Consider the following 24686-nt stretch of genomic DNA (forward strand, 5'->3'; position numbering starts at 1 on the left):
AGGTATTGTACATATGGAAAAAATCTTAGAGTTTCCCAAATTAGGAATAGAACTAAAATTTCATAATTCCTTTTCAATCGGCTCTTTTGAAATTGCTTACTATGGCGTTATCATTGCACTTGGTTTATTACTTGCTTTAATCTATGCTCTAAAGAAATTCAAACAAGTTGGAGTAGATAGCGATAAAGCAATCGATGCGATCATTGGTGGTATTATCGGTGGAATAATTGGCGCACGATTATATTATGTTGCATTTTCTTGGGATTCCTATAAGGATAATTTCTGGTCAATTTTCGATATTCGTAGTGGCGGTATGGCCATTTATGGTGGTATTATCGGTGCGTTATTAGTAGGCTTAATTATAGCTAAAATTAGGAAAATCAAATTACTTCCATTGCTTGATGTTGTAGGAATAGGATTTTTAATTGGACAAGGTATTGGCAGATGGGGCAATTTTTTCAATGTAGAGGCGTTTGGCGGAAATACCAATATGCCATGGGGAATGACAAGTCCCTCAATCGTTTCTTATTTAGAAAGCCAAATGAGCTATTTTAATAGTATTGGTGTAAAAGTAGATCCATCTATTCCAGTACATCCATGCTTCTTATATGAATCAATTTGGTGTTTGGTTGGCTTCGTTATACTACATTTTTATTTTAAACACAGAAAATTTGATGGCGAAGTTTTTTTAATGTATTTAGGCTATTACGGATTAGGCAGATTCTTTATAGAAGGTATGCGTACTGACAGCTTGATGCTTGGTACATTAAGAGTATCTCAAGTACTTGCTGGCTTATTGGTAATAGCATCTATTATTGCAATTATAGTAATTCGTATGAAAATTAGAAATCATCATGATCCTGAATATCTAAAACTTTTTGCTTTAACCGAAGAAGGACAAGCAATTGTAAATGCTCCAACTAAAAAGCAAGGAAAGTCTTCTTTAATGAAAAAGAGTGAAAAGGAAGATAACGAAGAACTATCAGAGTTTGAAAATCAAACAGAAAAAGTTGCTGACATACAAGAAGAAAAAGGTGAGAATATTGATGGCTAATATTATTGATGGAAAAAAACTATCATCAGAGATTAAGCAATTTGTAAAAAAAGAAGTTGCTGAATTAAAGGATAAGGGCATAGAAGTAGGACTTGCTGTCGTAATTGTAGGTAATAATGCTGCTTCTAGAGTATATGTAAATTCAAAAAAGAAAAATTGCGCTGAATTAGGAATTGAATCACGTGAATATGCATTAGCTGAAGAAACAACAGAACAAGAGCTATTAGCTCTTGTAGAGAAATTAAATATTGATTCTAAAATAAACGGAATTTTAGTTCAATTGCCATTACCTAAACATATTGATGAGAAGAAAATTATTGCGGCAATTTCACCTTTAAAAGATGTAGATGCATTTCATGCAAATAGTGTTGGAAAAATCATGATAGGTGATTATGATTTTTTACCTTGTACGCCTGCCGGTTGTATGGATTTAATTCATTCAACTGGAGTTGATGTATGTGGTAAACATTGTGTTGTAGTTGGAAGAAGTAATATCGTTGGAAAGCCTATGGCTATGTTATTATTACACGAAAGTGGAACTGTAACAATTTGTCACTCTAAAACTACTAACCTAGCTGAAATATGCAGACAAGCAGATATCTTAGTTGCTGCAGTTGGTAAAGCAAACATTATAACAGCAGACATGGTTAAACCGGGCGCAATTGTTATAGATGTTGGAATGAACCGCTTAGAGAATGGAAAGCTTTGCGGTGATGTTGATTTTGAAAATGTGAGCAAAGTTGCAGGCCATATTACTCCTGTACCTGGTGGTGTTGGTCCTATGACAATTGCGACATTGATGAAAAATACAATGATTGCCGCTAAATTGCAAAATAATTTAATGACGTTAAAATAATGCTTGATTTTCTTAGATATATAAGGTATAATATTTTAGGTATTTATTACACACGTCACATTTATAAATTGCACGGTGCTATGTAAATAGTCGCAATTTTATATGGGCGGAGGAAATTTTTTAACCAAATAAGGAGGTCACTACCATGGGAGTAGTATCAATGAAACAACTTCTTGAAGCAGGTGTTCACTTTGGTCACCAAACAAGAAGATGGAATCCAAAAATGGCAAAATATATTTTTACAGAGCGTAACGGTATTTATATTATCGACTTACAAAAAACTGTAAAAAAACTTGAAGAAGCTTATTCTTTTGTTAGAGATGTAGCTGCAAGCGGTCAAGACATTCTTTTCGTAGGAACTAAAAAACAAGCTGGCGATTCTGTAAAAGAAGAAGCAGAGCGTTGCGGTATGCACTACGTAAATGCACGTTGGTTAGGCGGTATGATGACAAACTTTAAAACAATTCGTCGTCGTATTCAAAGACTAGAGCAACTAAGAAAAATGCAAGAAGACGGTACTTTTGAATTACTACCTAAAAAAGAAGTAATCAAATTAAACCTTGAAATTGAGAAACTTGAGAAATTCTTAGGCGGTATCAAAAACATGAACAAACTTCCTGGTGCTCTATTTATCGTAGACCCAAGAAAAGAAAGAATAGCTGTTGCTGAAGCTAAAAACCTAGGTATTCCAATCGTAGCTATCGTTGACACAAACTGTGATCCAGACGAAATCGATTATGTTATTCCTGGTAATGATGACGCAATTCGTGCTGTTAAACTTATTGCTGGAGCTATGGCTAGCGCTGTAATCGAAGCAAGACAAGGAGCAGAAACTGCAGAAGAAGCTCCTGAAGCTGAAGAAGTAGCTGCTGAATAGTATATAGATTAACTTTAATTGCCCGAGCTTTGTAGCACGGGCAATTACCAAATAAATAATTTTAGGAGGAATGTCAAAATGGCATTTACAGCTAATGATGTTAAAGTTCTTCGTGAAAGAACAGGTTGCGGAATGATGGATTGCAAAAAAGCACTATCTGAAACAGATGGTGATATGGAAAAAGCAATTGAAATATTAAGAGAAAAAGGTCTTGCTGCTGCTGCTAAAAAAGCAGGAAGAATTGCTGCTGAAGGTATCGTTGTTTCTGTTGTTGATGAAGCAAAAAAAGTTGGTGTAGTATTAGAAGTTAATGCTGAAACTGATTTCGTTGCTAAAAACGATAGCTTTGTATCTTTTGTTAATAGCGTTGCTACAACAATTATCAATGAAAATCCAGCTGACGTTGATGCTCTACTTGCAGTTAAATGTGATGGAACTGATATGACTGTTGAAGAAGTTCTACGTGATAAAATATTAACTATCGGTGAAAATATGAAAATTCGCCGTTTTGAAAGATTAGAAGGCACAGTTGTTTCTTACGTTCACGGTGGTGGCCGTATCGGTGTTATGGTTCAATTTGATACTGATGTTGCTGATAAGGCTGAGTTCATAGACTACGCTAAAGACGTTGCAATGCAAATTGCTGCAGTAGTACCACAATATTTAAATAAAGAAGATGTACCTTCTGAAACTATTGAAAAAGAAAAAGAAATTCTTACTGCTCAAGCTATTAATGAAGGCAAACCAGCTAATATCGCTGAAAAAATGGTAATGGGTAGAATTAACAAATACTATAAAGAAGTATGTCTTGTTGAACAAGCATTTGTTAAAGAGCCTGAAAAATCTATTTCTCAATACACTGCTGAAGTTGCAAAAAATCTTGGCGGATCTATTAAAATTACTAAGTATGTTCGTTTTGAAAAAGGCGAAGGCTTAGAAAAACGTGAAGATAACTTTGCTGATGAAGTTGCAAGCATGATGAAATAAAAATTTCGGTTAAAAAGCAATTTTCATACTGAAATAATATTATGACCCCACTGATAACATTCAGTGGGGTTTATGATTGTTTTAAATAAAATTTGTTTATTAGGGTTAAAGGTGGCTATACTATAACAATATGACATTAGGAGAGATTTTAATGCAAACAATTGTTATTTATGGTGATAAGCAAGATATTGAAGTTAAAAATCAAATTATTCAATTATTAAAAAATGATTATAATATTACGGTAATCGAAGACCATAGAATTTATAGCGTAGGAAGCGGTCCTTCACTAAATATTATTCTAACAAATAACTATTCATCTATACTTATAACAAATGCAATTATTATATTGACTAGTAATGCAAAACTAAGCTATCTTGAGTTAATCGATCCTAGCTGTAGAATTATTGTTAACGCTGATGATGCTAATTATGTATCTCGTTTAGCCAGTTTAAATTCTAATATTTATACATGTGGATTTAGCCAGAAAGATTCTATCACATTTTCGAGTAGGGAAAAAGATAATGTTGTTGTTTCTTTGCAACGTAGTATAACAACTATTTCAGATAATTTGTGTGAACCATTTGAAATACCTTGCGAAATTTTTAATGAAATTTCTGACTATACAATACTAGCAACAATACTTGTTTTAATTTTATTAAATTATTATGATGAAAAAAAATGCTTATTACTAACCAAGATTTACTTCTAATAATAAAGAATGATTCGATTATAATAATAACACAGACGCAACGAACAAACTTTATTAAGGAGTGAAAATTTATGTCAAAGATTATTGTACCACAAGCCAAAGAAGCTCTAAACCGTTTTAAAATGGAAGCAGCTACAGAAGTAGGCGTTAACCTAAAACAAGGTTACAACGGTGATTTAACATCTAAACAAGCAGGCTCTATCGGCGGACAAATGGTTAAGAAAATGATCCAAGCATACGAAAATTCTGTAAAATAGTTAGTTGTGTTTTATAAGATTATTAGATTAAATTATTGTCTAATAAAGCTAAAATCGTAAAAGTAGGTACTCACAAGAGTACCTACTTTTATATATTAAAATATCTAATTGAATTGAAATGGGTAAAGCCCACTAACTTGAATTAGTGGGCTTTTTAGGAAGGATTTTGGTTTAATATAAAACCTATTTACCGTAGTAAGCTTCTTTATAAATTTCTGCAATTTCAACAACTAGAGGGTATCTAGGATTTGCAGTTGTACATTGGTCTTCAAAAGCTCTTTCAGATAAACCAGTTAAATTATCTAGGAATACTTTTTCATCAACGCCGCAATCTTTAATAGACATTGGAACGCCAAGTTTCTTAGCTAATTCTTTAATAGCTTTAACTAGGCTAGCAACACCTTCTTCAACTGTTGCAGCTGGAAGACCTAGTGATTTAGCAATTTCAGCATAACGAACATCAGCTGTAAATTTTTCGTATTTAGGGAATGTAGCAAATTTAGTTGGTTTATTTGCATTAAATTTGATTACATATGGTAGTAATACAGCATTAGCACGGCCATGAGGAATATGATACTCACCACCAAGTTTATGAGCCATAGAGTGATTTAATCCTAAGAATGCATTAGTAAATGCCATACCTGCAATACAAGATGCATTATGCATTTTTTCACGAGCAACTTGATCGCCGTTGTATGATTTTTCTAAATATTCAAAAACAAGTTTAATTGCTTGAAGTGATAGACCGTCAGTGTAATCAGATGCCATAATAGAAACATAAGCTTCAATTGCATGGGTTAATACGTCCATACCAGTATCAGCAGTGATTGATTTTGGCATTGTCATTACAAATTGAGGATCAATGATAGCTACATCAGGAGTTAATTCATAATCAGCAAGAGGGTATTTTATATTTTCACCTTTATCTGTAATAACTGAGAAAGAAGTAACTTCAGATCCTGTACCGGAAGTAGTTGGTACACAAACCATTTGCGCTTTATGACCTAATTTAGGGAATGCAAAAGTTCTCTTTCTGATATCTAAGAACTTTTGACGTAGACCATCAAAAGAAGTATCTGGGTGTTCATAGAATAACCACATACCTTTAGCAGCATCCATTGCTGAACCGCCACCAAGTGCAATAATAACATCTGGTTTAAAGTTATTCATTGCATCAACACCACGCATGATAGTTTCTACAGAAGGATCTGGTTCAACTTCAGAGAATATCTCAGCATGACAGTAGTCTTGACGTTTTCTTAAATAACGTAATACTTTATCCATGTAACCTAATTTCACCATCATTGGGTCAGTTACGATAAATGCACGAGAAATGTTAGGCATTTTTTCTAAATATTGAATTGCATTATATTCAAAGTAAATTTTTGGTGGAATTTTGAACCATTGCATATTTACTCTCCTCTTCGCAATACGTTTAATATTAAGTAGATTCATAGCAGATACGTTAGAAGTAGTAGAGTTTTTACCGAAAGAACCACATCCTAATGTTAATGAAGGAGTATTTTCATTATAAATATCACCAATACCACCTTGAGAAGAAGGGGAGTTAGCTATTAAACGGCCAACTTTCATAGCATTGCCATAAGCTGAAATAACTTCTTGATCATCAGAATGAACTACTGCAGTATGACCAAGACCACCCATATTAAGCATTTTCTTAGCCATTTTGATACCTTCTTGAGCATCTTTTACAACAATATAAGCTAATACAGGAGATAATTTTTCACGTGAAAGAGGGTAATCAGGTCCAACATCTTTAATTTTACCAATTAAAATTTTGGTGCCTGCTGGAACTTTAACGCCAGCTTGCTCAGCAATCCAAGCTGCTGGTTTACCAACTACAGCTGCATTTACTGCACCTTTATCTTTAACGATTACATAGTCAGAAACAATTTTAGTTTCTTGCTCATTTAAGAAGTAGCAGTTATTAGCTTTCATATATTTTTCAAAAGTATCTTGAATATCTTTATCAACGATAACAGCTTGTTCAGAAGCACAAATCATACCATTATCAAAAGTTTTAGATAGCATTAAATCATTACAAGCTCTTTCGACATTAACATTTTTGTTAATATAACAAGGAACGTTACCAGGTCCTACGCCAAGTGCAGGTTTACCGGTTGAGTAAGCAGCTTTAACCATTCCAGAACCACCAGTAGCAAGTACTAAAGCGATATTCGGATGATTCATTAAAGCGTTAGTAGCTTCAATTGATGGAGTTTCAATCCATTGAATACAATTTTCAGGTGCTCCAGCAGCAATAGCAGCATCTCTTACAATTCTTGCAGCTTCAGAAGAACATTTTTGAGCAGATGGATGGAATCCAAAAATAATAGGGTTTCTTGCTTTTATTGAAATAATAGATTTAAATAGGGTAGTGGAGGTAGGGTTTGTTACCGGAGTTACACCAGCAATTACACCAACTGGCTCAGCAATTTCAACTAAACCTTCAGTTTCGTCGTCATTGATAATGCCAACAGTTTTATCATGTTTAATATTATGCCAAATATATTCAGTAGCATAAATATTTTTGATTACTTTATCTTCAAATACACCACGACCGGTTTCTTCAACTGCCATTTTTGATAATTTCATATGATTATCAAGACCTGCAATTGCCATTGCGTGAACAATTTTATCAATTCTTTCTTGATCAAAAGACATAAATTCTTCAAGAGCTTTCATACCATTTTTAACCAATGAATCTACCGCTGTTGTTACATCAGTTTCAACTACTGCAACATCTTTTTTTTCTTTATTTGCCATAAAAATATCCTCCTTAATTCATGTGAGTTAATTTATTAACAATGTTTGTTAATTTTCTAACAACTATATTATATGATATAAAATAATAGTTGTCAATATCTCTAGTTAAAATTTTCACAAACATTATAATGATTATGCACACCTTAAATGGCTATATTTTGTTTAATATTACTAACCATATAAGTTATTGTTTCTTTTTGGTGTTAGTAATTTTCGATAAAGGGGTGCTTTTTGCTGCTTGTTCCAATTGCTTGCTAGAAATATGAGTATAAATTTCTGTAGTGCCTAAATTTACATGGCCTAAGATCTCTTGTAAAACTTTAATATCGACGTCACCATATTGGTACATAATTGTTGCTGCAGTATGGCGTAATTTATGCGTAGATAACCCATGATTACTGAGACCGGCTTTTTTTAAGTTTAACTCTACAATTTCTTGTACTCGACGTTTGCTAATGCGTTGACCATTTCTAGAAATAAATAAGGCATTTTGCGAGGTTTGATGAATAGTTTGCTTATTCCTAATTGGTATATACTGATTTAAAGCAGATATACATGCATCATTTAAATAAACAATTCGTTCTTTATTTCCTTTACCTAATAGACGAATCGTGTTATCTGAAATATCGGATAAATTCAATCCCACAAGCTCAGAAAGGCGCATTCCACAGTTTAAGAACATCGTAATAATACAATAATCACGTTCTTTATATTCACCATCTATATTTTTGAGCAAATCAATGCATTGATCTAAGGTTAGATATTTAGGAAGAGATTTTTTTATACTTGGTACTTCAAGTTCTTTCATTGGATTAACTTCCAATAGATGCATTTTGACAGTAAGATAATTAAAAAATGATCGAATACTAGATACTTTTCTTGAACGTGTTATTGAGGAATTATCTTTTTCTACTGAAAGAAAATGTAAATACTCATACACATCTGATAAAGATATTGATTTTAAATTTTCAATAGTAATATTACTAATTTTAATTTCTTCAAACGGAGTATCTGCGTTTACCAAACCATTTTTTAAGTTAAGAAAACGTAAAAACGATTTTAAATCAATATAATAAGCTTCGACAGTTCGTTCAGAACGTCCTTTAATAGTATGTATGTAAAACAAAAAATCTTTTAAAATATTCGGACAATCTCTATATAAATCTTTATTAGCCATATATAAGCTCCTTTATTATAAATTCAGTTCCCCCAACCGCACTAAATATTTATTTAGTGCGGTTACTAGTAATTAATTACCAGTTGAACTCATAATTATATTATACCATACCCTTTTGTTGGAGTACACTATTTTCGGGTTACTCACTGGTAAGTAAACTCGGGTTACTCATTGGTAAGTAAACTAGAATCGAAAAGAATTATACATAGCTATAATATTATAATTAGCTTGAATTAACGTGCCACCTAAAGGCTCAACAGCACTTATTTTATATGTATCAGCCACATCTTTAATAACCTTTATAGATATATCTTTATAACCACGCTTAGTCAATCTTTTTCGGAATGACATTACAGTTGTATTCTGACTCATATATCAATACTCCTTTTTACTATTTTAATTTGTTGTGGATTGCCGAAACCGCACTTAATTTTTTCATAGTATTCAGTAGCTTGTTTTTTAGTCTTAAAACGTCCGATTATGGTATCTTTATAAACCATGTCCCAAGTACCATGTATATCAATACTGGGACTTTCCAAGCCTAAGTGTGCTAGAATTAAATCTAGTTTTACATTATAAATATCTACCCTATTTTCATTTGATTTTTTGAATTTATACCTTTTTGGTTTAGTTTTGTTATTCTCGTAAAAATCACAATCGAATTTATAACGCATTTTCAAATTCTTACATACACTACATGGGTTTTGATACTGACAATAGAAACGGCTACAAGAATTGCATTGACATTTATAACATTTATCTATGTTAATTCTCATAGCCATTCCCCTTTCTAATATTTAAAGCCTTTATAATCAAATAATTCTAAATCGTCATTATGTTCCATATCGTATGTGTAAATACCCTCGTATGGATTGTTATAAGACCATAGTTGCTGATTTGATAGTTTCATACCAGTGTTTTCAAATTCCATAATTTGTTTATGATTTTCGTTTAACCTAAATGCACCATGAAAAATAATGTCACGTATAAAATCATCACGATTCTTGTAAGTGCTCATAAGTGCAAATAATGACGGAGCGAGTGCTGATGTAAACCATTTGTATGTTTTATCATAGCCATGTAAATTACTTTGAATAAGTCGGTATTTGCTTACATTAGCGGATTGTATAAACTGTTCCCAAAAATCTGATACAGGACAACGAGATATATTAGACTTAGTTAAATCTACAAAGCGAAAACAACTATTTATATATTCACGTATATCCTTATTGATATCTGTACTATAACAAATCATATTGCATACTAAAATAGCCAATTTATCTTTAAATGTAATTTCAAATCGTACCCAGTGTTGCATGGATTCTAGTTGTTTCATAACAAATTCATCATTTTTATTTTTTAGTTTTTGCTCTAATAATTTGTCATAAAATTTACAATAACATTGAGATTGTTTCGTTCCAACATAATACGTTTCACCTATACATTCTTTTTTTGTATGGGTTTTATTTGATTCAACCTCATTCCATTTTTTAAAGCGTGAAACATACTCACCTAATAATAATTTTTGCTTAATTTGTTTCATTTTAAGTAAACCATTGAAATCGTCAAAAGCTAAATCTAAACGAGTTATATTTACCTTATGAGAATTATTAACCTCATTCACTAACCTTTTTATAAGATACTTCCAATCAAAATTATCACCATACAAATTCTTAAAGCAATCTTCATATTCTCGACAGCCTTGCCCTGTCAAATTGATAAATATGCCCATGTCTTCCCTCTTTGCGTAAGGTAACATTATTTCAATTTGCCCAAACTTAAAGCAATGTTCGTATCTATCACGTGCACCTACATCTATAAACAGATGTTTAAAATTTTGAAGTTTTAAAAGATTTAAAACATAGTCAAAAGTGATTTTTTCAAATCGAATAGTAAATGAAAAATAGTCAATTAAAAACACGGTTTATCTCTCCTATTTTGTAATTACTACCCCCGTATTACTGAAACGGGGGTAATGCGAGAAAACCCCTCGCATTTTTGAAACTTTTTTATTATTAAGGCTCCCAACAGACATGGGGAGCCCCCACCGCTACGCTCATCCCCCATAACTGTTGGGAGCCTTTAAAGATATCAAATGCTTTGCAAAAGCTGAAACAGTTTCAGCCGCAGTTGCACGTGCTTCATCCAGTTCCTTGTCATTTTGTGATTGTAATTGATATAATACTTTAGCATCCGTAAATAAATCAAATGTGTTATATGCCTTAGAAGCTTTCAAACTAAATGGCATAAAACCTTGATTGGTTTTAATTCTAGCACCATACCATTTTTCAATTGTGTAAAACATTGGAATATGTAAAATAGTGAATATAATTCCCCATCCGCCCGCATTATTAAGCTTTCTATGTACCACTTCATACTCAATAAAGCAACGTATTTGTCGGTCTAGCATTCTATCAAATTGGCAAATAAGTATAACGTTGTAGCCAAGCTTCCTATGTTGTTGGAAAAACTGTATCCACTCTTTTCGATTTTGAGCACCAATATCACGGCAGTTAAATAAAATGGATGCTTCGTCGATAACTAACAAGCTTTGATTTTCTTTGCCTAATTGATGAAACGCTAATGCAAAATCAATTAAAAATTGTGGTGTAATATCTGAATTATCCATATAAAAGAATTTATCACTATATTTCACTTTTAAATTATAATTGGATATTACAAATTGAGTATCTTTATTTTTCGTACGTGTTAATCTACTAATAATATCTTTCGTTGCATGCAAACTTTTACCGCTCCCAGGAGTACCGCTATATAACCAAATCAATTTATCACCCCATTACTCTATTGCTTTTACAAATCGCAAATATGCTTGATAAATATAAAAGATAGATATAGCAGATAACCAAACTTGCATTGTAGCGATAATTTCAGCAACTGGAAATACCCAATTAAAATAAGGTAAATAATCAGCAACAACACTAGTATCGATAACTTTGAATGGACTATCGGGCAATAGCATAACAGCCCATTCTATAATCTGTTTTAATATTTTAGTTAAACCTTGCCATGCATTTTGCAATATATCCATAAAATCACCCCTTAATTAACGAACGAGTAACCTTTATCAAACCAATTAAAAACAAAACATAAAAAGCCCAACGTATCACAACAGCACCTTTATCAAATACTGACATATCAAATACTAAATCAGCAGAAAGCCATTTTAATGTCCACTTTGGAGCTTTAGCCGGAACTGCAAGACCGGCAAAAACATTATACAAATCAAATGGTAAACAAAAAGGAAATTTGGTAGTTATAAGTGATGGTATGTTAATATCCGGTATGTCGGGGTTAAATGGAGTAGTACCCGTATTAACATTCGTTGCTTCTTTTGCCGCTGTATCATCAATTACCTTTGCGGGATTGGATGGTAATGCAATAATACCGCCCTTTGACTGTTCGTCATCATTTGTCTTTACAGTAGTAGTTGAAACGGCAACAGGTACAACTTTCGAATCATCAATGTTATTTAATTTTAAAAGTAAATTATCTAAGTAAGCCTTATCTAATTTAACTTTTAATTCATTATCCTTATTGTCAACAGCAGTTAATGGTAAAGGATTTATAAAATGATACTGTGGAGCATCCTTATTCGGTACTGGTTTATCACGAGTATAATAAGTATAATATTGTCCTGTTTGCTTATGCTGTAATAACATAAAATAAACTGGAGCTGGTTCATATGATGACTTACCTTCTGAATCTATAATAAACCAGTTGAAATTATAAACATTTACTTTATCAGGACCATAAAAACCAACACCGTTTGTAAACGATAAACCTCCACCAACCTGTAAATAACATTTATTTTCAACATCATAAATATGACTTGTACGACCAGTACCACAATTATAAGCACCTGATTGTATCTGATAATTCAAAATTTTAGTTACTCCATTATCTGTATAGCTATAATAATTATAAAAATCGTGGTATTCCCCCCAATGGTTATATGTATTTGGTTTAGATCCTGGTTCTACTTTTTGAAAATACATATCTGATATGATATTACAATTCATAACCCGTATCGTTTTAATATTAAAAGTATCTTGTATATGATTAAAAAATTGTGATTGTGTACCAACAGTATCATACTGGAAAACATGACCCGCATATTCAATGCGACCATTCTTATTTATAAAATTACCTCGATACACTTCCCTATCATATTTCATCCAAGCATTAGATTCTGTATCATATCTAATTTTAGATTGCATTAAAGCTATTTTTTCCATTAAACCCTTTGGCGGTACATAGTATAAATAATCTTTGCCTACCTCAAACGAAGTAGCAAGCTTTCCTGTTTCTTTGTCAGTACGAGTCTTAAAGATATCATCTAATTCTTTTGAAGTAAAATAATCGTTGACATTTATAGTTTTTAAATTATCATTATTTAAAGCAAAATTATTGTAAGACTGCCCTTGTAATTGATTTATACCAAAGCCGTAAAGCATACTATTTATGAATGCTTGCCGTTCTAATTCTGCTAGTGCAGGATTTGCATACACCTTTTGAGGATAAGCAATAAAGATAGTAACTGAGATAATAGCCATAATGCAGATACAACTAAGACATTTTTTAATATAAATCACCCCTTTGTGTTACAAATTTAATAATTTACATAGCAAAAAGGGCTACGTTATGTAGCCCTAAAAACTATTTACCCATTGCAGAGAAAAATTGTTTGCCTTTTTTCCACAGGAATATGCAAACGAAAATTGACAATGCGATAGGAGCGATAGCGCCAATTGCCGCAATAGAATCAGTTGCACAAGTTTGGAATGCGGCTTTCATTGAATCAACCATTGCATTTGCTTCACCAGCGATTGTTAACATAAGATTACCTCCAAAATATTATATTTTTGATAAATGACGAAATATATGTATACTTACGTCAATTACGAACAGAATTGAAAATACCCCAAATAATAATAAAAAAGTAGTTATGAAACCTTGTAAAACTGCTTCTTGCATTATTTCCACCCCTTTGCAAATATCGCTATGAGCAAAACAGCAAAGCAAGCTATCATTGACGCAATACCCCAAGCAAGCATTATTTTAATATCTTCTAGCAGTATTGCAGTTTGTTCCATTCTACTTACCTCTCTTTTTATCTGATTTGCCTTTTTTATTACGAAAATACAAAACAACTGAAAATGCTATATACAATGAAACCAGTATATAAAACACAATCCAAGCAATTAAAGTAATTGTATTCATAGCTTTATACCGCAGATACGTAAACCAATTTGCCACGCAAATCAATTTCGCAATCTATTTCTTTCCCAACGAATTTTTCTAGGTCGATACCGACCATATCAATTTTATTCTTATCGTCAATCCAAAAACTATATGGAACTAAACCGATAACTCCTCGTTCTTTTGCAGTAACGAAGATTTTTACGCCGTGTACTGTTCCTCCGTCAGTTGTTTTTTCAATGTCAACTTTCTTAACACCTAGCAAGTTTACTTTTGCCATACTACTAATACCTACCTTTCATTTATTTTGTTTATATAAAAGCATTTCTGCCATTATCCATTCGTTAACAAAAACAAAATTTACTACTACCCCCTACCCTGTTAGTGCATTTTAGTAAGGAGAGTAACTAAATTACATTAACAGGGCGAACAAAGAAACGCTTTCGCTTTTTCGTTTTCAAAATGAACCGTATATCATTTTGCAAAACGAGTTAATACAACTGCGGTTGTAGGGCTATATTCCCATAACCTTTTCAAGCACCTTTGGAACTTGATATGCTGTTTGTTCCTCGTCTTTTTCTAGTATCTGTTTGACTAGTACTGCATTGTGTAAGGAATTGAATTGATGTATCTTTACCCCATCACGATATAGCCACAATACTCCATTTTCCGAACGTAGTCTAAAAGTATCAACCATCACTCTTCCCTACTTTCCAAAAATATATTGAAAGTGAATAACCATAATTTCCTACCCCGCCATAACTTATGAGTCATTGGATTTACACTATCCATACAACAATGTAATGGACTGCTGCTTATCACTAAACAACATTTTATAAGCTTGACACTTACTCGCCTAGAGGTTATGCGGCTACGGGCTATTCACTTTTCAAACGAATTTACATAAATTTACATCAAAACCATTGTATTTATGCGTTCCTTTTGGTATAATCAAGGGTATGAATACCTACACTCAATAAACTAATTTTGCTTATGTAATTTATTGGTATGTCTTAATTATAACTCGTAAATACGAGCATTTCAAGTGTTATTTCTCGTAAATACGAGAATTGTAGAAGTGAACAAAAAGGAGGTGTACAATTTGGTAGATTTAAACAATTTCTTTAAACTATTGGAAGAAAAGAATATCAATGCAAATAAATTATCAATTGAAACTGGAATATCGACAGGTAACATAAGTGATTGGAAAAAAGGACGAAGTTATCCAACGGCTCAAAAGCTTGTAATAATCGCTGACTATTTAGATTGTTCTATTGATTACCTTTTAGGAAGAACAGAGAATCCAAAAATAAACCAAAAATAAAAGCTTACTATTCTAATTAGATAGTAAGCTTTATTTTATAACTCTCAAAAACATATTAAAAGCATTAAGGCAAAAACAAAAAGACTAGGTATTTTTACCTAGTCTTTCATTTTTTCTCACGAACTAAACAAGGGTTTAGTGCACCACAATTCATTTAATGTAAAGTTATCTCATTAACCTATATGAGATTCACAATGCATCGTATACCCTATTTCAGGGTGTATTAAAGTGTTAAGTACAGCTTCATCAAAATGTATATCTTTCTGCAACATATTTTCAAAGTTACTAATTGCAAATTTTATATCTATCTTAATATCATCTACAGATTTAAAAGGAATACTATCACCAGATAACTTTACTATGAATTCTGTTAATGTAGAATCTACATATGAATGAAGATGTTCACCAAGATATTTAATATTAGTTGGAATTTCTCCAGAATGAATAATAGAGTTTCTAGTACGATACATTCGATGAAGATGCCATGTTATTCTCTTAGTGTACGAATCAATTAATTCTCTTAAATCTTTAGTAGATTTCATATCATTAAACATTATTATTCTGGTTCTTAAAACAGGATAATTAACTAATAAATCAATCATAGTTCTTCTTAATTCCTTATACTTATCAAGAAAAAGCAAATAATGAATTTTCTTTTTATTACATCCAATTTCACTAACTCCACTTAAAACCTTATCAAAATCAGTTTTTGAAAGATTATCTTCTAAATTTTTCTCAATATCTAGTATTATAGAAATTAAATAATCTTTTTTTAAAATTGGAAGAACATTTCCTAAAACAGCATCAAACTTACTACCTGAATTCCTATTAGGGCACAATACTTCAATAGAGGCCCAAAGATTAAGAAAACCACTTTTTAAGTCTGGTATAACCAATGCTGTATTATGTAATTCAATAGATTTACTTAGAATATCGTATTCTGATTGAGCATTAACTAGCAATCCTCTAATTAGTTCATCTGATGTAACTCCTATTTTCTCAGAGTCTAACTCTTCTATTATTTTATAAAAAACTTTTTGTGCATCTACAAATATAGGATTGTTTTCTTCTTCTATAATCATTGCTTTTTTTTGAACGGAGAAAAATCTTTTATTACCTACAAACATATAAAAACTAAAAAATAAATCAAGTCGACTATAGGCTAATTTTGCTGCCGCATTTGGACAAAAAGCTTTAATATTCTTAAAATATACAATAATTTTATTATTATCTTTCTTTAGTCTTATAAAGTTACCATCATCATTAAAATTTAATAATAAACGTTTTTCTAAAATATCTTTAAATTGAGATGCAATTGCAGATACCGAAAAATACACATTATACTTATGCATCTTAAAGTCGAAAACATTAAAGAAATTATCCATGCAATTCATATCTAATATTTCTTTCCCAAAAAAGCAGTGTTTGACTTTATTATATATATAATCGGCATCATATCCTAAAGATATTAATTCTGGCAAAAAACATCGGATAGCAGATTCAAGCTTTTTCTTTTGTTTTGGTTGTGAACTATATTTTTTAATAGTCTTAACACACCAACTATAATAACGATGATTATTTAAAGTAGAGTATAAATAGGATATTGTATGATCTTTTATTTGTTGAGAACTTGAGCCAAAGGATTTACAAACTCTATCAATATTATCTAATCCCCAACATTCTTTAATTACAATATCATTTTTAAATGATTCAATTAACTCATCAAATATAATATTCCTTTGAAAATCTGTAACTTCTCCAGCATTAACCTTATTAGCCATTCCACAATACTCTTGCATTAAGCTGTGTGTGTTTAAAAGGGGCATTCGATACAGATCTATTGAATAATCAAATAGCATTTCTTCTAAGCGTTGTGCAAAGTATAATATACCATCGTTTTGAAAATCAATAATTTTATTTTTTGGTAAAGAATACTTCATGATATCACCTTATTTCAACATAATATATAATATTACAATTATTATATATTATCTGATAATAATATGCAATATTATGTATTTATATTGTTATTATATTCACACTTTTTTTACGTAATCTATAATACATAACTATTAAAAAAAGAGTTACTCATTTAATAACTCTTTTTTCTATAAATAGCATTTATTTACTGGTTGAGAGTCCAAATATTTATTTAGTGCGGTTACTAGTAAATTAATTACAGTTGGGCTGATATTTATATTATACCATACCCTTTTGTTGGGGAGCAAACTAATAAAACTTCTTTTTACATTTCGGACATCTTTTTTCATCTCGCCGAGCCATTACATTAAATTTACAATGTGGGCATACTCTCATAGGTTTATAAAAATCTTTTCCTAATAAATAATAAGATTTCATATATCAATACTCCTTACTCCTTTTTTGAATTAGGACACCTGTGATAAGATTTACAATTTGAATTATCACAATGACCATGACAACACTTTTTTAAGAAATGTGCTTCGAAGTGATATTGTAAAAAGTTAATCAACAAAGCACATACACCATATATAATAAAAAATATGATTTTCATTGAACTACTCATATATCAATACTCCTTTTTACTATTTTAATTTGTTGTGGATTGCCGAAACCGCACTTAATTTTTTCATAGTATTCAGTAGCTTGCTTTTTAGTCTTAAAACGTCCGATTATGGTATCTTTATAAACCATATCCCAAGTGCCGTGTATATCAATACTGGGACTTTCCAAGCCTAAGTGTGCTAGAATTAAATCTAGTTTTACATTATAAATATCCACCCTATTTTCATTTGATTTTTTGAATTTATACCTTTTTGGTTTAGTTTTGTTATTCTCGTAAAAATCGCAATCAAATTTATAACGCATTTTCAAGTTCTTACATACACTACATGGGTTTTGATACTGACAATAGAAACGGCTACAAGAATTACATTGGCATTTATAACATTTATCTATGTTAATTCTCATAGCCCTTTCCCCTTTCTAATATTTAAAGCCTTTATAATCAAATAATTCTAAATCGTCATTATGTTCCATATCGTATGTATAAATGCCCTCGTATGGATTGTTATAAGACCATAGCTGCTGATTCGATAATTTTATACCAGTGTTTTCAAATTCCATAATTTGTTTATGATTTTCGTTTAACCTAAATGCACCATGATAAACAATGTCACGAATAAAGTCATTACGATTCTTGTATGTGCTCATAAGTGCAAATAATGACGGAGCGAGTGCTGATGTAAACCATTTGTATGTTTTATCATAGCCGTGTAAATTACTTTGAATAAGTCGATATTTGCTTACATCTGCGGACTGTATAAACTGTTCCCAAAAATTTGTTATAGGACAACGAGATATATTAGACTTAGTTAAATCGACAAAGCGAAAACAACTATTTATATATTCACGTATATCCTTATTAACATCAGTGCTATAACAAATCATATTACAAACAAAAATTGCTATTTTATCCTTGAACGTAATTTCAAAGCGTACCCAGTGTTGCATGGATTCTAGTTGTTTCATAACAAATTCATCATTTTTATTTTTTAGTTTTTGCTCTAATAATTTGTCATAAAATTTACAATAACATTGAGATTGTTTCGTTCCAACATAATACGTTTCACCAACTAATTCTTTTTTTGTATGAGTTTTATTTGTTTGAACCTCATTCCACTTTTTAAAGCGTGAAACGTATTCACCCATATCAAGTTTTTTCTTGATTTTCTTCATTTTTAGCAAACCATCAAAATCGTCAAAAGCTAAATCTAAACGAGTTATATTTACTTTATGAGAATTATTAACCTCGTTTACTAGCCTTTTTATAAGATACTTCCAATCAAAATTATCACCATACAAATTCTTAAAGCAATCTTCATATTCTCGACAGCCTTGCCCTGTCAAATTGATAAATATGCCCATGTCTTCCCTCTTTGCGTAAGGTAACATTATTTCAATTTGCCCAAACTTAAAGCAGTGTTCGTATCTATCACGTGCACCTACATCTATAAACAGATGTTTAAAATTTTGAAGTTTTAAAAGATTTAAAACATAGTCAAAAGTGATTTTTTCAAATCGAATAGTAAATGAAAAATAGTCAATTAAATACACGGTTTATCTCTCCTATTTTGTAATTACTACCCCCGTATTACTGAATCGGGGGTAACGGCTTTGTGGGGGGGCAAGCCCCCAACCCCCAAAGCCATTTTAAAGTCTATTTTTACTATGCTTGTATGCTTTTTTTCCGACTTTCGTTATTTCATTTGTAGACAATTCATAACCTTGGTTTTGAAGTATTTCTTCATCGGAAATGTATTCGGAATTAAGCATATTTTCTATGAGTTCACTGGTATCATATAAATTACGTATTGAATCTGTCTGAACATATGCAGTTCCATTCAAAGGTGTTAACGGTAACAATGGATTACTATATGCCAAATCATACTCATATGCATCATATGTATACACAGTAGCTAAACGGCTAAATGGATGCTTAAAAGACATCTTTGTGGCTCTCACAGTAGCAGTAATATCACGTAACTGCTTATCAACAAAATTCCATTTTTGAGATGTTGCAAAAATCATCAATCTACGCTTTCGACATTGACACAAATGCTGGAATAGTATTTTAGGAATTGACTCTTTACTTTTTGCAAAATCTCTTGAATTGAATATAGTTCCGATTTCATCAATTACCACAAGAGTGTTATTCGGTGCGTTTAAAATATCTTGGGGACTACGCAAAGATAATATCTGAGTATGGCAAGGGAAATTTGTTAATTTCAAATTAGTTAGAATTGTTACTTGTGGATATTTATTTGCTATATTAAAAGCGTCATGAATCATAGTTGAAGTTTTGCCTGCACCAAATCGACCGACATAGATATGTAGCCCCCAGCCCTCGAAAATCTTCCACCCCTTAACAGATATCCATTTAATATAGTCCTTAATAATGAAATATAAAAAATAAGGTAGCAAGAAAATTTTCTGTATGAAAACACCCAAATAAACAAAGATAGACATTAGCGAACACCTCGTAAAATTATTCTTGGTAGGTCCTTAATAAGATTTACAACGAAAACTAATAATACCAAGCCAAAAGAACCTTTAATGAGTAATGGAATAAGTTCTAATAAATTCGTTACAACTAATGAATCAATACCAATAACTGCTAACAATTCATCAATAATACTAGACATATACACCCTACTTTCTTTTTAATAGAATTGTTATGAATATTAAAAACAATAAAAGAATGCCAATTAGCAATAAAGAATCTGATAGATTATAGGTGTCGAATGGTTGCAATAATGGAGATTCACTTGCTAATATATTTGTTTCAATTTCATTCAATCGAACAACCCCCAAATCAATTTCGCAATGAGTGCAATTATTATTGAAGCAATAAAAACAGCCAATAGAGATATATTAAAACCAAATAAATTGAATTGCCATGACATAATAGTTAAAACGCTATCAATAATATGTTTAATTACTTGCACATAATCACCTACCCAATATACGTAAAATTAACGCAATTCCGATTCCACACGTTAAAACAAGCCATATTTCTTTAGGTAAAAACGAGAAAGCCGAACCAATAAAAGCAAATACAGAATTAGTTGAATCATACACATTTGAAATAGAATTAGTTACACCCTTAAATAATGCGTTACTACTTCTATCCCAATAATCAAACCAATCAAGAATATTAGATCCGGCACCAGGCTTTTTAATTTCCGTTGGAGCATTACTATTCACAACACTACTTCCACCATCGCCATACTCTGGTGGAGTATAAGTTGGAACAGAACCATCTTTAAAAGAAAAAGCATAGGATTTATATAAAGTTAAATCGTCAAGCATATTTGCACTACTATTTTCAGACTCCATAAATTTCACTGATGAAATAAACAAATGCAAAAAGTACTGTTTATTTGGTTTTATATTCAAATAAGAATACGGTATACAATAAGTTTCTACACCAGTTTTGTGTAAAAATAAATAATCATATTTATTGTTGCTAGCTGGTTTATATATTTGTGAAAAGTCTTTTGAACATAGACGGAAAATAAAACGATTAGAATTTTCTTTTTCTGTATAGGCTCGATACGAGCGTTTACCATTAACTTGATTATCCGATAATTCCGAGACTAAGACAGAAACAACGCAATCCTCAAAAGTTTGTACTTTAAGTGCAACATAAGCGTCATTAACATTGATTTCTTTTGTATAGTCCATTTCCATTCCAAAACGTTCGGGTATAACTGTTACAATTGGAGATTTATCACCTATAATATCATTGTCGAACTCATTTCCCTCAGAATCTACAAATTGACCATTGTTGCATAGAACAACATTTCCAGCTGATATAAGCGACACAAGTTTTTTATCATTCGTTCCATATTCATTTTCTTTTATCATACCAAAATACTTTTTTTCTTCCCCATGATTTAAACCGTTTAATATGTTATAACCACCATAAGCAACATTTGTTCCTTTAAATGCATAAATAGAATCAGAGCCGATATATAGTTTTTTATCAGAAAAAACTATAACTTTAGCCCATTCACCATTTTTATAAGTTTGTTGTACTAAAAACTTATAAACATAATTATTATGGAAATTTACTAAACCATCATTTCTATTATAAATACAACCTATATTTATATAATCGCTACCATACTTATTACATTCAGGGTTAAAATCACAAGTATCATGATGTAATTGAGCCATATTGTGAATAGCTGGGAAACTATCTTTGGATGGAATATCAGAACCTTGATGTTCTTTTACAAATTGCTCATAAGTCCAATATTTGAAATACCATGTATTTTCAGCAAAAACAACTGGAGCAGAACAAAAAACCACAATAAAAATTATTAAAAACGAAATTATATATCTAAATTTTTTCAAGAAAACACTTCCTTTCAAAAAAACAAAGGGAGTGAGAGCAACTCTCACTCCCAATTCATGGAGATTATTTTGCGGAACGTTTAACTTTTTTGAAAACACAAATTCCAAGCACTAAAAGACCAGCACCAACATAAACTAAGCACAATTCATTAGTTGTAATGAAAGTAAAAGCTTTACCAACTACAGCTAAAAATGAATCAATAGCACTTGAAAAATCAACAGCGGCTACAGTAAACAATGTCATTATATAGCACTCCTTTCGTGAAATTTTATGTAAAACACTAAATGCGTTTATACACTAAGCAGATACGTAAACCAATTTGCCACGCAAATCAATTTCGCAATCTATTTCTTTCCCAACGAATTTTTCTAGGTCGATACCAACCATATCAATTTTATTCTTATCGTCAATCCAAAAACTATATGGAACTAAGCCAATAACACCTCGTTCTTTTGCAGTAACGAAGATTTTTACGCCGTGTACTGTTCCTCCGTCAGTTGTTTTTTCAATGTCAACTTTCTTAACACCTAGCAAGTTTACTTTTGCCATACTACTAATACCTACCTTTCATTTAATTTGTTTATATAAAAGCATTTCTGCCATTATCCATTCGTTAACAAAAACAAAATTTACTACTACCCCCTACCCTGTTAGTGCATTTTAGTAAGGAGAGTAACTAAATTACATTAACAGGGCGAACAAAGAAACGCTTGCGCTTTTTCGTTTTCAAAATGAACCGTGTATCATTTTGCAAAACGAGTTAATACAACTGCGGTTGTAGGGCTATATTCCCATAACCTTTTCAAGCACCTTTGGAACTTGATATGCTGTTTGTTCCTCGTCTTTTTCTAGTATCTGTTTGACTAGTACTGCATTGTGTAAGGAATTGAAACTCGCTACCACTACCCCATTACGTTTCAGTTTAAGTACTCCTCTTTCTGATACCAATTTGAAAGTTGATAATGATGTCATTACAATTCACCACTTTCTAAAACTGAAATTGAATAATCAATATCCCATAAACGTGGTTTATCAAGAATTTCACCATATTTATATAATCTTTCGTAAATTTCAGATTTTTCAGTTTCAAGTTCTGAAATAGACATTCCGTTAATTAGTTTGGGAATATAATTCATTACAAATCAACTACTTTCCTAAAATATATTGAAAGTGAATAACCATAACTTCCTACCCCGCCATAACTTATGAGTCATTGGATTTACACTATCCATACAACAATGTAATGGACTGCTGCTTATCACTAAACAACATTTTATAAGCTTGACACTTACTCGCCTAGAGGTTATGCGGCTACGGGCTATTCACTTTTCAAACGAATTTACATAAATTTACATCAAAACCATTGTATTTATGCGTTCCTTTTGGTATAATCAAGGGTATGAATACCTACACTCAATAAACTAATTTTGCTTATGTAATTTATTGGTATGTTTATATTATATTCTATATGTACATATAGTACAATTGGCATTATTTACAAATATCTATATGTACATATAGATAAAATGCACAAAAGAAAGGAAGTGATTAAAATAGCTATATCAGAAGCACAAAAAAAAGCTGTACAAAAATACATGAAAGAAAAACTAAAGCGAATTCCCTTAGATGTACCGATACAAAAATATGACGAAATAAAAGAAAAAGCAAACAGCCTAAATATAGGGGTAAATACTTACATCAAAAAACTTATAGATGAAGATTTAAACTCAAAATAAAGCTTACTATTCTAATTAGATAGTAAGCTTTATTTTATAACCATGTATTTTTTGACATATTATTCTTAATATGATAATATTTAATTATCATATTAAGGAGTGACAAAAATGAATGGTTATACTTATCTATGGATTCTAGGTGGCATTATTTTAATTTTAAAAATACTTGAGGAGATATTTAAGTCTCCGAATGTTACTGGAGCATATGGAGAGTATGTAACAGTAAAACAACTTGAAAAGCTTACTGGATATAAAAAAATCATTCGCAACCCTATTTTCATTACAGAAAATGAAAGTTGCGAAATTGACATTATTATGATTCATGAAACTGCAATCTATGTTATTGAAAGTAAAAATTATAGCGGTTGGATATTTGGAAAAGAGAATCAATTCAAATGGACACAATGTTTAAAAAGAAAAAGAAAAAACAGTTTTTATAATCCAATCATGCAGAACAGGAAACATATTAAAGTATTAGCAGACTTATTAAATATAGATACATTTCAATCTGTTATTGTTTTTAGTGATAGATGCGAACTAAAAAAAGTAGAATACAATTCAAATATTATACTTAATAAACGAACTAATGCAATAAGAAGTATTAAGTATGCTGTTAAAAACAACCCCCCTATTCTCAACGAAATGCAAATTGATGAATTTTACAATAGAATAATGCAAAAAGCTTACTTCGATAAAGAAACAAGAAGAAAACATATTGAAAGCATTAAGGCAAAACAAAAAGACTAGGTATTTTTACCTAGTCTTTCATTTTTTCTCACGAACTAAACATAGATTTAGTGC

Annotated in this window: 32 protein-coding genes; 9 read left to right on the forward strand and 23 right to left on the reverse strand. The window is 31.1% G+C overall.

Annotated elements, in window-relative coordinates:
* The first annotated feature begins 13 nt into the window (after positions 1-13).
* The 6 genes from lgt (at position 14) to RBG61_RS01350 (ending at position 4740) form a co-directional block, all read left to right on the forward strand.
* Positions 14-1054, forward strand: coding sequence for a prolipoprotein diacylglyceryl transferase (gene lgt, locus RBG61_RS01325; protein WP_307944915.1), 1041 nt, complete (start codon positions 14-16; stop codon positions 1052-1054).
* A complete protein-coding gene (folD, locus tag RBG61_RS01330) occupies positions 1044-1910 on the forward strand; it encodes a bifunctional methylenetetrahydrofolate dehydrogenase/methenyltetrahydrofolate cyclohydrolase FolD (RefSeq protein WP_307944918.1) in 867 nt (288 codons plus the stop codon). The genes lgt and folD overlap by 11 nt, the downstream gene beginning before the upstream one ends.
* A 145-nt stretch (positions 1911-2055) precedes the next feature.
* On the forward strand, positions 2056-2787 hold the full coding sequence (gene rpsB, locus RBG61_RS01335; protein WP_307944920.1) for a 30S ribosomal protein S2: 732 nt from the start codon (positions 2056-2058) through the stop codon (positions 2785-2787).
* 78 nt (positions 2788-2865) lie between these two features.
* Positions 2866-3774 carry a translation elongation factor Ts gene (gene tsf, locus RBG61_RS01340; RefSeq protein ID WP_307944922.1) on the forward strand — a complete coding sequence of 303 codons (909 nt, stop codon included), beginning with the start codon at positions 2866-2868 and terminating at the stop codon, positions 3772-3774.
* Positions 3775-3925: 151 nt separating this feature from the next.
* On the forward strand, positions 3926-4483 hold the full coding sequence (locus RBG61_RS01345) for a hypothetical protein (protein ID WP_307944925.1): 558 nt from the start codon (positions 3926-3928) through the stop codon (positions 4481-4483).
* 71 nt (positions 4484-4554) lie between these two features.
* On the forward strand, positions 4555-4740 hold the full coding sequence (locus RBG61_RS01350) for an alpha/beta-type small acid-soluble spore protein (RefSeq protein WP_307944927.1): 186 nt from the start codon (positions 4555-4557) through the stop codon (positions 4738-4740).
* Positions 4741-4923: 183 nt separating this feature from the next.
* On the opposite strand, the gene adhE is transcribed toward RBG61_RS01350, so the two are convergent.
* The 11 genes from adhE to RBG61_RS01405 all read right to left on the reverse strand — a co-directional run bounded on the left by adhE (position 4924) and on the right by RBG61_RS01405 (position 14621).
* The gene (adhE, locus tag RBG61_RS01355; protein ID WP_307944929.1) at positions 4924-7527 is read right to left on the reverse strand and encodes a bifunctional acetaldehyde-CoA/alcohol dehydrogenase; all 2604 of its coding nucleotides are present in this window, start codon (positions 7525-7527) and stop codon (positions 4924-4926) included.
* 184 nt (positions 7528-7711) lie between these two features.
* Positions 7712-8704 carry a tyrosine recombinase XerC gene (locus RBG61_RS01360; RefSeq protein WP_307944932.1) on the reverse strand — a complete coding sequence of 331 codons (993 nt, stop codon included), beginning with the start codon at positions 8702-8704 and terminating at the stop codon, positions 7712-7714.
* A gap of 183 nt (positions 8705-8887) precedes the next feature.
* Positions 8888-9076, reverse strand: coding sequence for a hypothetical protein (locus tag RBG61_RS01365; protein ID WP_307944935.1), 189 nt, complete (start codon positions 9074-9076; stop codon positions 8888-8890).
* Positions 9073-9480 carry a hypothetical protein gene (locus RBG61_RS01370; protein WP_307944937.1) on the reverse strand — a complete coding sequence of 136 codons (408 nt, stop codon included), beginning with the start codon at positions 9478-9480 and terminating at the stop codon, positions 9073-9075. Before RBG61_RS01370 ends, RBG61_RS01365 begins: the two co-directional genes overlap by 4 nt.
* Before the next feature lie 14 nt (positions 9481-9494).
* Positions 9495-10625, reverse strand: a complete 1131-nt coding sequence (locus RBG61_RS01375) for a replication initiation factor domain-containing protein (protein ID WP_307944938.1) — start codon at positions 10623-10625, stop codon at positions 9495-9497.
* 135 nt (positions 10626-10760) lie between these two features.
* Entirely contained in the window at positions 10761-11489 is a 729-nt protein-coding gene (locus tag RBG61_RS01380) for a zonular occludens toxin domain-containing protein (protein WP_307944940.1), read from the reverse strand.
* Between the two features lie 12 nt (positions 11490-11501).
* Positions 11502-11753, reverse strand: a complete 252-nt coding sequence (locus tag RBG61_RS01385) for a hypothetical protein (protein WP_307944942.1) — start codon at positions 11751-11753, stop codon at positions 11502-11504.
* Positions 11754-11757: 4 nt separating this feature from the next.
* Positions 11758-13278: a hypothetical protein gene (locus RBG61_RS01390; RefSeq protein WP_307944944.1), complete on the reverse strand. Its 1521-nt coding sequence runs from the start codon at positions 13276-13278 to the stop codon at positions 11758-11760.
* A 103-nt stretch (positions 13279-13381) separates the two neighbouring features.
* A complete protein-coding gene (locus RBG61_RS01395) occupies positions 13382-13561 on the reverse strand; it encodes a hypothetical protein (RefSeq protein WP_307944947.1) in 180 nt (59 codons plus the stop codon).
* 388 nt (positions 13562-13949) lie between these two features.
* On the reverse strand, positions 13950-14204 hold the full coding sequence (locus tag RBG61_RS01400; RefSeq protein ID WP_307944950.1) for a hypothetical protein: 255 nt from the start codon (positions 14202-14204) through the stop codon (positions 13950-13952).
* A 234-nt stretch (positions 14205-14438) separates the two neighbouring features.
* Positions 14439-14621: a hypothetical protein gene (locus tag RBG61_RS01405; protein ID WP_307944952.1), complete on the reverse strand. Its 183-nt coding sequence runs from the start codon at positions 14619-14621 to the stop codon at positions 14439-14441.
* A gap of 405 nt (positions 14622-15026) precedes the next feature.
* Here RBG61_RS01405 and RBG61_RS01410 point away from each other — a divergent pair, with 405 nt between their 5' ends.
* The gene (locus RBG61_RS01410) at positions 15027-15248 is read left to right on the forward strand and encodes a helix-turn-helix domain-containing protein (RefSeq protein ID WP_307944955.1); all 222 of its coding nucleotides are present in this window, start codon (positions 15027-15029) and stop codon (positions 15246-15248) included.
* Positions 15249-15421: 173 nt separating this feature from the next.
* Here RBG61_RS01410 and RBG61_RS01415 read toward each other — a convergent pair whose 3' ends face one another.
* From RBG61_RS01415 to RBG61_RS01470, 12 genes are all read right to left on the reverse strand, one after another.
* Positions 15422-17188: a hypothetical protein gene (locus RBG61_RS01415; RefSeq protein ID WP_307944957.1), complete on the reverse strand. Its 1767-nt coding sequence runs from the start codon at positions 17186-17188 to the stop codon at positions 15422-15424.
* A gap of 289 nt (positions 17189-17477) precedes the next feature.
* Complete coding sequence (locus RBG61_RS01420; protein ID WP_307944959.1) at positions 17478-17606, reverse strand: hypothetical protein; 129 nt, start codon at positions 17604-17606, stop codon at positions 17478-17480.
* Positions 17607-17789: 183 nt separating this feature from the next.
* Positions 17790-18197: a hypothetical protein gene (locus RBG61_RS01425; RefSeq protein ID WP_307944937.1), complete on the reverse strand. Its 408-nt coding sequence runs from the start codon at positions 18195-18197 to the stop codon at positions 17790-17792.
* A 15-nt stretch (positions 18198-18212) separates the two neighbouring features.
* Positions 18213-19343: a replication initiation factor domain-containing protein gene (locus RBG61_RS01430; protein WP_307944962.1), complete on the reverse strand. Its 1131-nt coding sequence runs from the start codon at positions 19341-19343 to the stop codon at positions 18213-18215.
* 96 nt (positions 19344-19439) lie between these two features.
* Positions 19440-20255, reverse strand: a complete 816-nt coding sequence (locus RBG61_RS01435; protein WP_307944965.1) for a zonular occludens toxin domain-containing protein — start codon at positions 20253-20255, stop codon at positions 19440-19442.
* The gene (locus RBG61_RS01440; protein ID WP_307944967.1) at positions 20255-20431 is read right to left on the reverse strand and encodes a hypothetical protein; all 177 of its coding nucleotides are present in this window, start codon (positions 20429-20431) and stop codon (positions 20255-20257) included. The genes RBG61_RS01435 and RBG61_RS01440 overlap by 1 nt, the downstream gene beginning before the upstream one ends.
* Before the next feature lie 7 nt (positions 20432-20438).
* Positions 20439-20585, reverse strand: coding sequence for a hypothetical protein (locus tag RBG61_RS01445; protein ID WP_307944970.1), 147 nt, complete (start codon positions 20583-20585; stop codon positions 20439-20441).
* 153 nt (positions 20586-20738) lie between these two features.
* Positions 20739-22148, reverse strand: a complete 1410-nt coding sequence (locus RBG61_RS01450; protein WP_307944972.1) for a hypothetical protein — start codon at positions 22146-22148, stop codon at positions 20739-20741.
* 64 nt (positions 22149-22212) lie between these two features.
* Complete coding sequence (locus tag RBG61_RS01455; RefSeq protein WP_307944975.1) at positions 22213-22392, reverse strand: hypothetical protein; 180 nt, start codon at positions 22390-22392, stop codon at positions 22213-22215.
* A gap of 54 nt (positions 22393-22446) precedes the next feature.
* Positions 22447-22698 (reverse strand): hypothetical protein, encoded by a 252-nt coding sequence (locus RBG61_RS01460; protein WP_307944978.1) that lies wholly within the window; start codon positions 22696-22698, stop codon positions 22447-22449.
* A 234-nt stretch (positions 22699-22932) separates the two neighbouring features.
* The gene (locus RBG61_RS01465; protein ID WP_307944980.1) at positions 22933-23121 is read right to left on the reverse strand and encodes a hypothetical protein; all 189 of its coding nucleotides are present in this window, start codon (positions 23119-23121) and stop codon (positions 22933-22935) included.
* Positions 23121-23285, reverse strand: coding sequence for a hypothetical protein (locus tag RBG61_RS01470; protein ID WP_307944982.1), 165 nt, complete (start codon positions 23283-23285; stop codon positions 23121-23123). The genes RBG61_RS01465 and RBG61_RS01470 overlap by 1 nt, the downstream gene beginning before the upstream one ends.
* A 408-nt stretch (positions 23286-23693) precedes the next feature.
* Here RBG61_RS01470 and RBG61_RS01475 point away from each other — a divergent pair, with 408 nt between their 5' ends.
* A complete protein-coding gene (locus RBG61_RS01475) occupies positions 23694-23885 on the forward strand; it encodes a hypothetical protein (RefSeq protein WP_307944984.1) in 192 nt (63 codons plus the stop codon).
* 108 nt (positions 23886-23993) lie between these two features.
* On the forward strand, positions 23994-24632 hold the full coding sequence (locus tag RBG61_RS01480; RefSeq protein ID WP_307944986.1) for a nuclease-related domain-containing protein: 639 nt from the start codon (positions 23994-23996) through the stop codon (positions 24630-24632).
* Positions 24633-24686: the final 54 nt, after the last annotated feature.

It is taken from the genome of Paludicola sp. MB14-C6 (genome assembly GCF_030908625.1).
Taxonomy (GTDB): Bacteria; Bacillota; Clostridia; order Oscillospirales; family Ruminococcaceae; genus Paludihabitans.

Coding starts and splice junctions, on each gene's coding strand:
- RBG61_RS01370 (WP_307944937.1), bottom strand. CDS start 9,480: ATGAGAATTAACATAGATAAATGTTATAAATGTCAATGCAATTCTTGT.
- tsf (WP_307944922.1), top strand. CDS start 2,866: ATGGCATTTACAGCTAATGATGTTAAAGTTCTTCGTGAAAGAACAGGT.
- RBG61_RS01395 (WP_307944947.1), bottom strand. CDS start 13,561: ATGTTAACAATCGCTGGTGAAGCAAATGCAATGGTTGATTCAATGAAA.
- RBG61_RS01420 (WP_307944959.1), bottom strand. CDS start 17,606: ATGAAATCTTATTATTTATTAGGAAAAGATTTTTATAAACCTATGAGA.
- RBG61_RS01435 (WP_307944965.1), bottom strand. CDS start 20,255: ATGTCTATCTTTGTTTATTTGGGTGTTTTCATACAGAAAATTTTCTTG.
- RBG61_RS01385 (WP_307944942.1), bottom strand. CDS start 11,753: ATGGATATATTGCAAAATGCATGGCAAGGTTTAACTAAAATATTAAAA.
- lgt (WP_307944915.1), top strand. CDS start 14: ATGGAAAAAATCTTAGAGTTTCCCAAATTAGGAATAGAACTAAAATTT.
- RBG61_RS01345 (WP_307944925.1), top strand. CDS start 3,926: ATGCAAACAATTGTTATTTATGGTGATAAGCAAGATATTGAAGTTAAA.
- RBG61_RS01455 (WP_307944975.1), bottom strand. CDS start 22,392: ATGACATTGTTTACTGTAGCCGCTGTTGATTTTTCAAGTGCTATTGAT.
- RBG61_RS01365 (WP_307944935.1), bottom strand. CDS start 9,076: ATGAGTCAGAATACAACTGTAATGTCATTCCGAAAAAGATTGACTAAG.
- RBG61_RS01360 (WP_307944932.1), bottom strand. CDS start 8,704: ATGGCTAATAAAGATTTATATAGAGATTGTCCGAATATTTTAAAAGAT.
- RBG61_RS01350 (WP_307944927.1), top strand. CDS start 4,555: ATGTCAAAGATTATTGTACCACAAGCCAAAGAAGCTCTAAACCGTTTT.
- RBG61_RS01480 (WP_307944986.1), top strand. CDS start 23,994: ATGAATGGTTATACTTATCTATGGATTCTAGGTGGCATTATTTTAATT.
- RBG61_RS01460 (WP_307944978.1), bottom strand. CDS start 22,698: ATGGCAAAAGTAAACTTGCTAGGTGTTAAGAAAGTTGACATTGAAAAA.
- RBG61_RS01400 (WP_307944950.1), bottom strand. CDS start 14,204: ATGGCAAAAGTAAACTTGCTAGGTGTTAAGAAAGTTGACATTGAAAAA.
- rpsB (WP_307944920.1), top strand. CDS start 2,056: ATGGGAGTAGTATCAATGAAACAACTTCTTGAAGCAGGTGTTCACTTT.
- RBG61_RS01470 (WP_307944982.1), bottom strand. CDS start 23,285: ATGAATTATATTCCCAAACTAATTAACGGAATGTCTATTTCAGAACTT.
- adhE (WP_307944929.1), bottom strand. CDS start 7,527: ATGGCAAATAAAGAAAAAAAAGATGTTGCAGTAGTTGAAACTGATGTA.
- RBG61_RS01405 (WP_307944952.1), bottom strand. CDS start 14,621: ATGGTTGATACTTTTAGACTACGTTCGGAAAATGGAGTATTGTGGCTA.
- RBG61_RS01390 (WP_307944944.1), bottom strand. CDS start 13,278: ATGGCTATTATCTCAGTTACTATCTTTATTGCTTATCCTCAAAAGGTG.
- RBG61_RS01465 (WP_307944980.1), bottom strand. CDS start 23,121: ATGACATCATTATCAACTTTCAAATTGGTATCAGAAAGAGGAGTACTT.
- RBG61_RS01440 (WP_307944967.1), bottom strand. CDS start 20,431: ATGTCTAGTATTATTGATGAATTGTTAGCAGTTATTGGTATTGATTCA.
- RBG61_RS01425 (WP_307944937.1), bottom strand. CDS start 18,197: ATGAGAATTAACATAGATAAATGTTATAAATGCCAATGTAATTCTTGT.
- RBG61_RS01415 (WP_307944957.1), bottom strand. CDS start 17,188: ATGAAGTATTCTTTACCAAAAAATAAAATTATTGATTTTCAAAACGAT.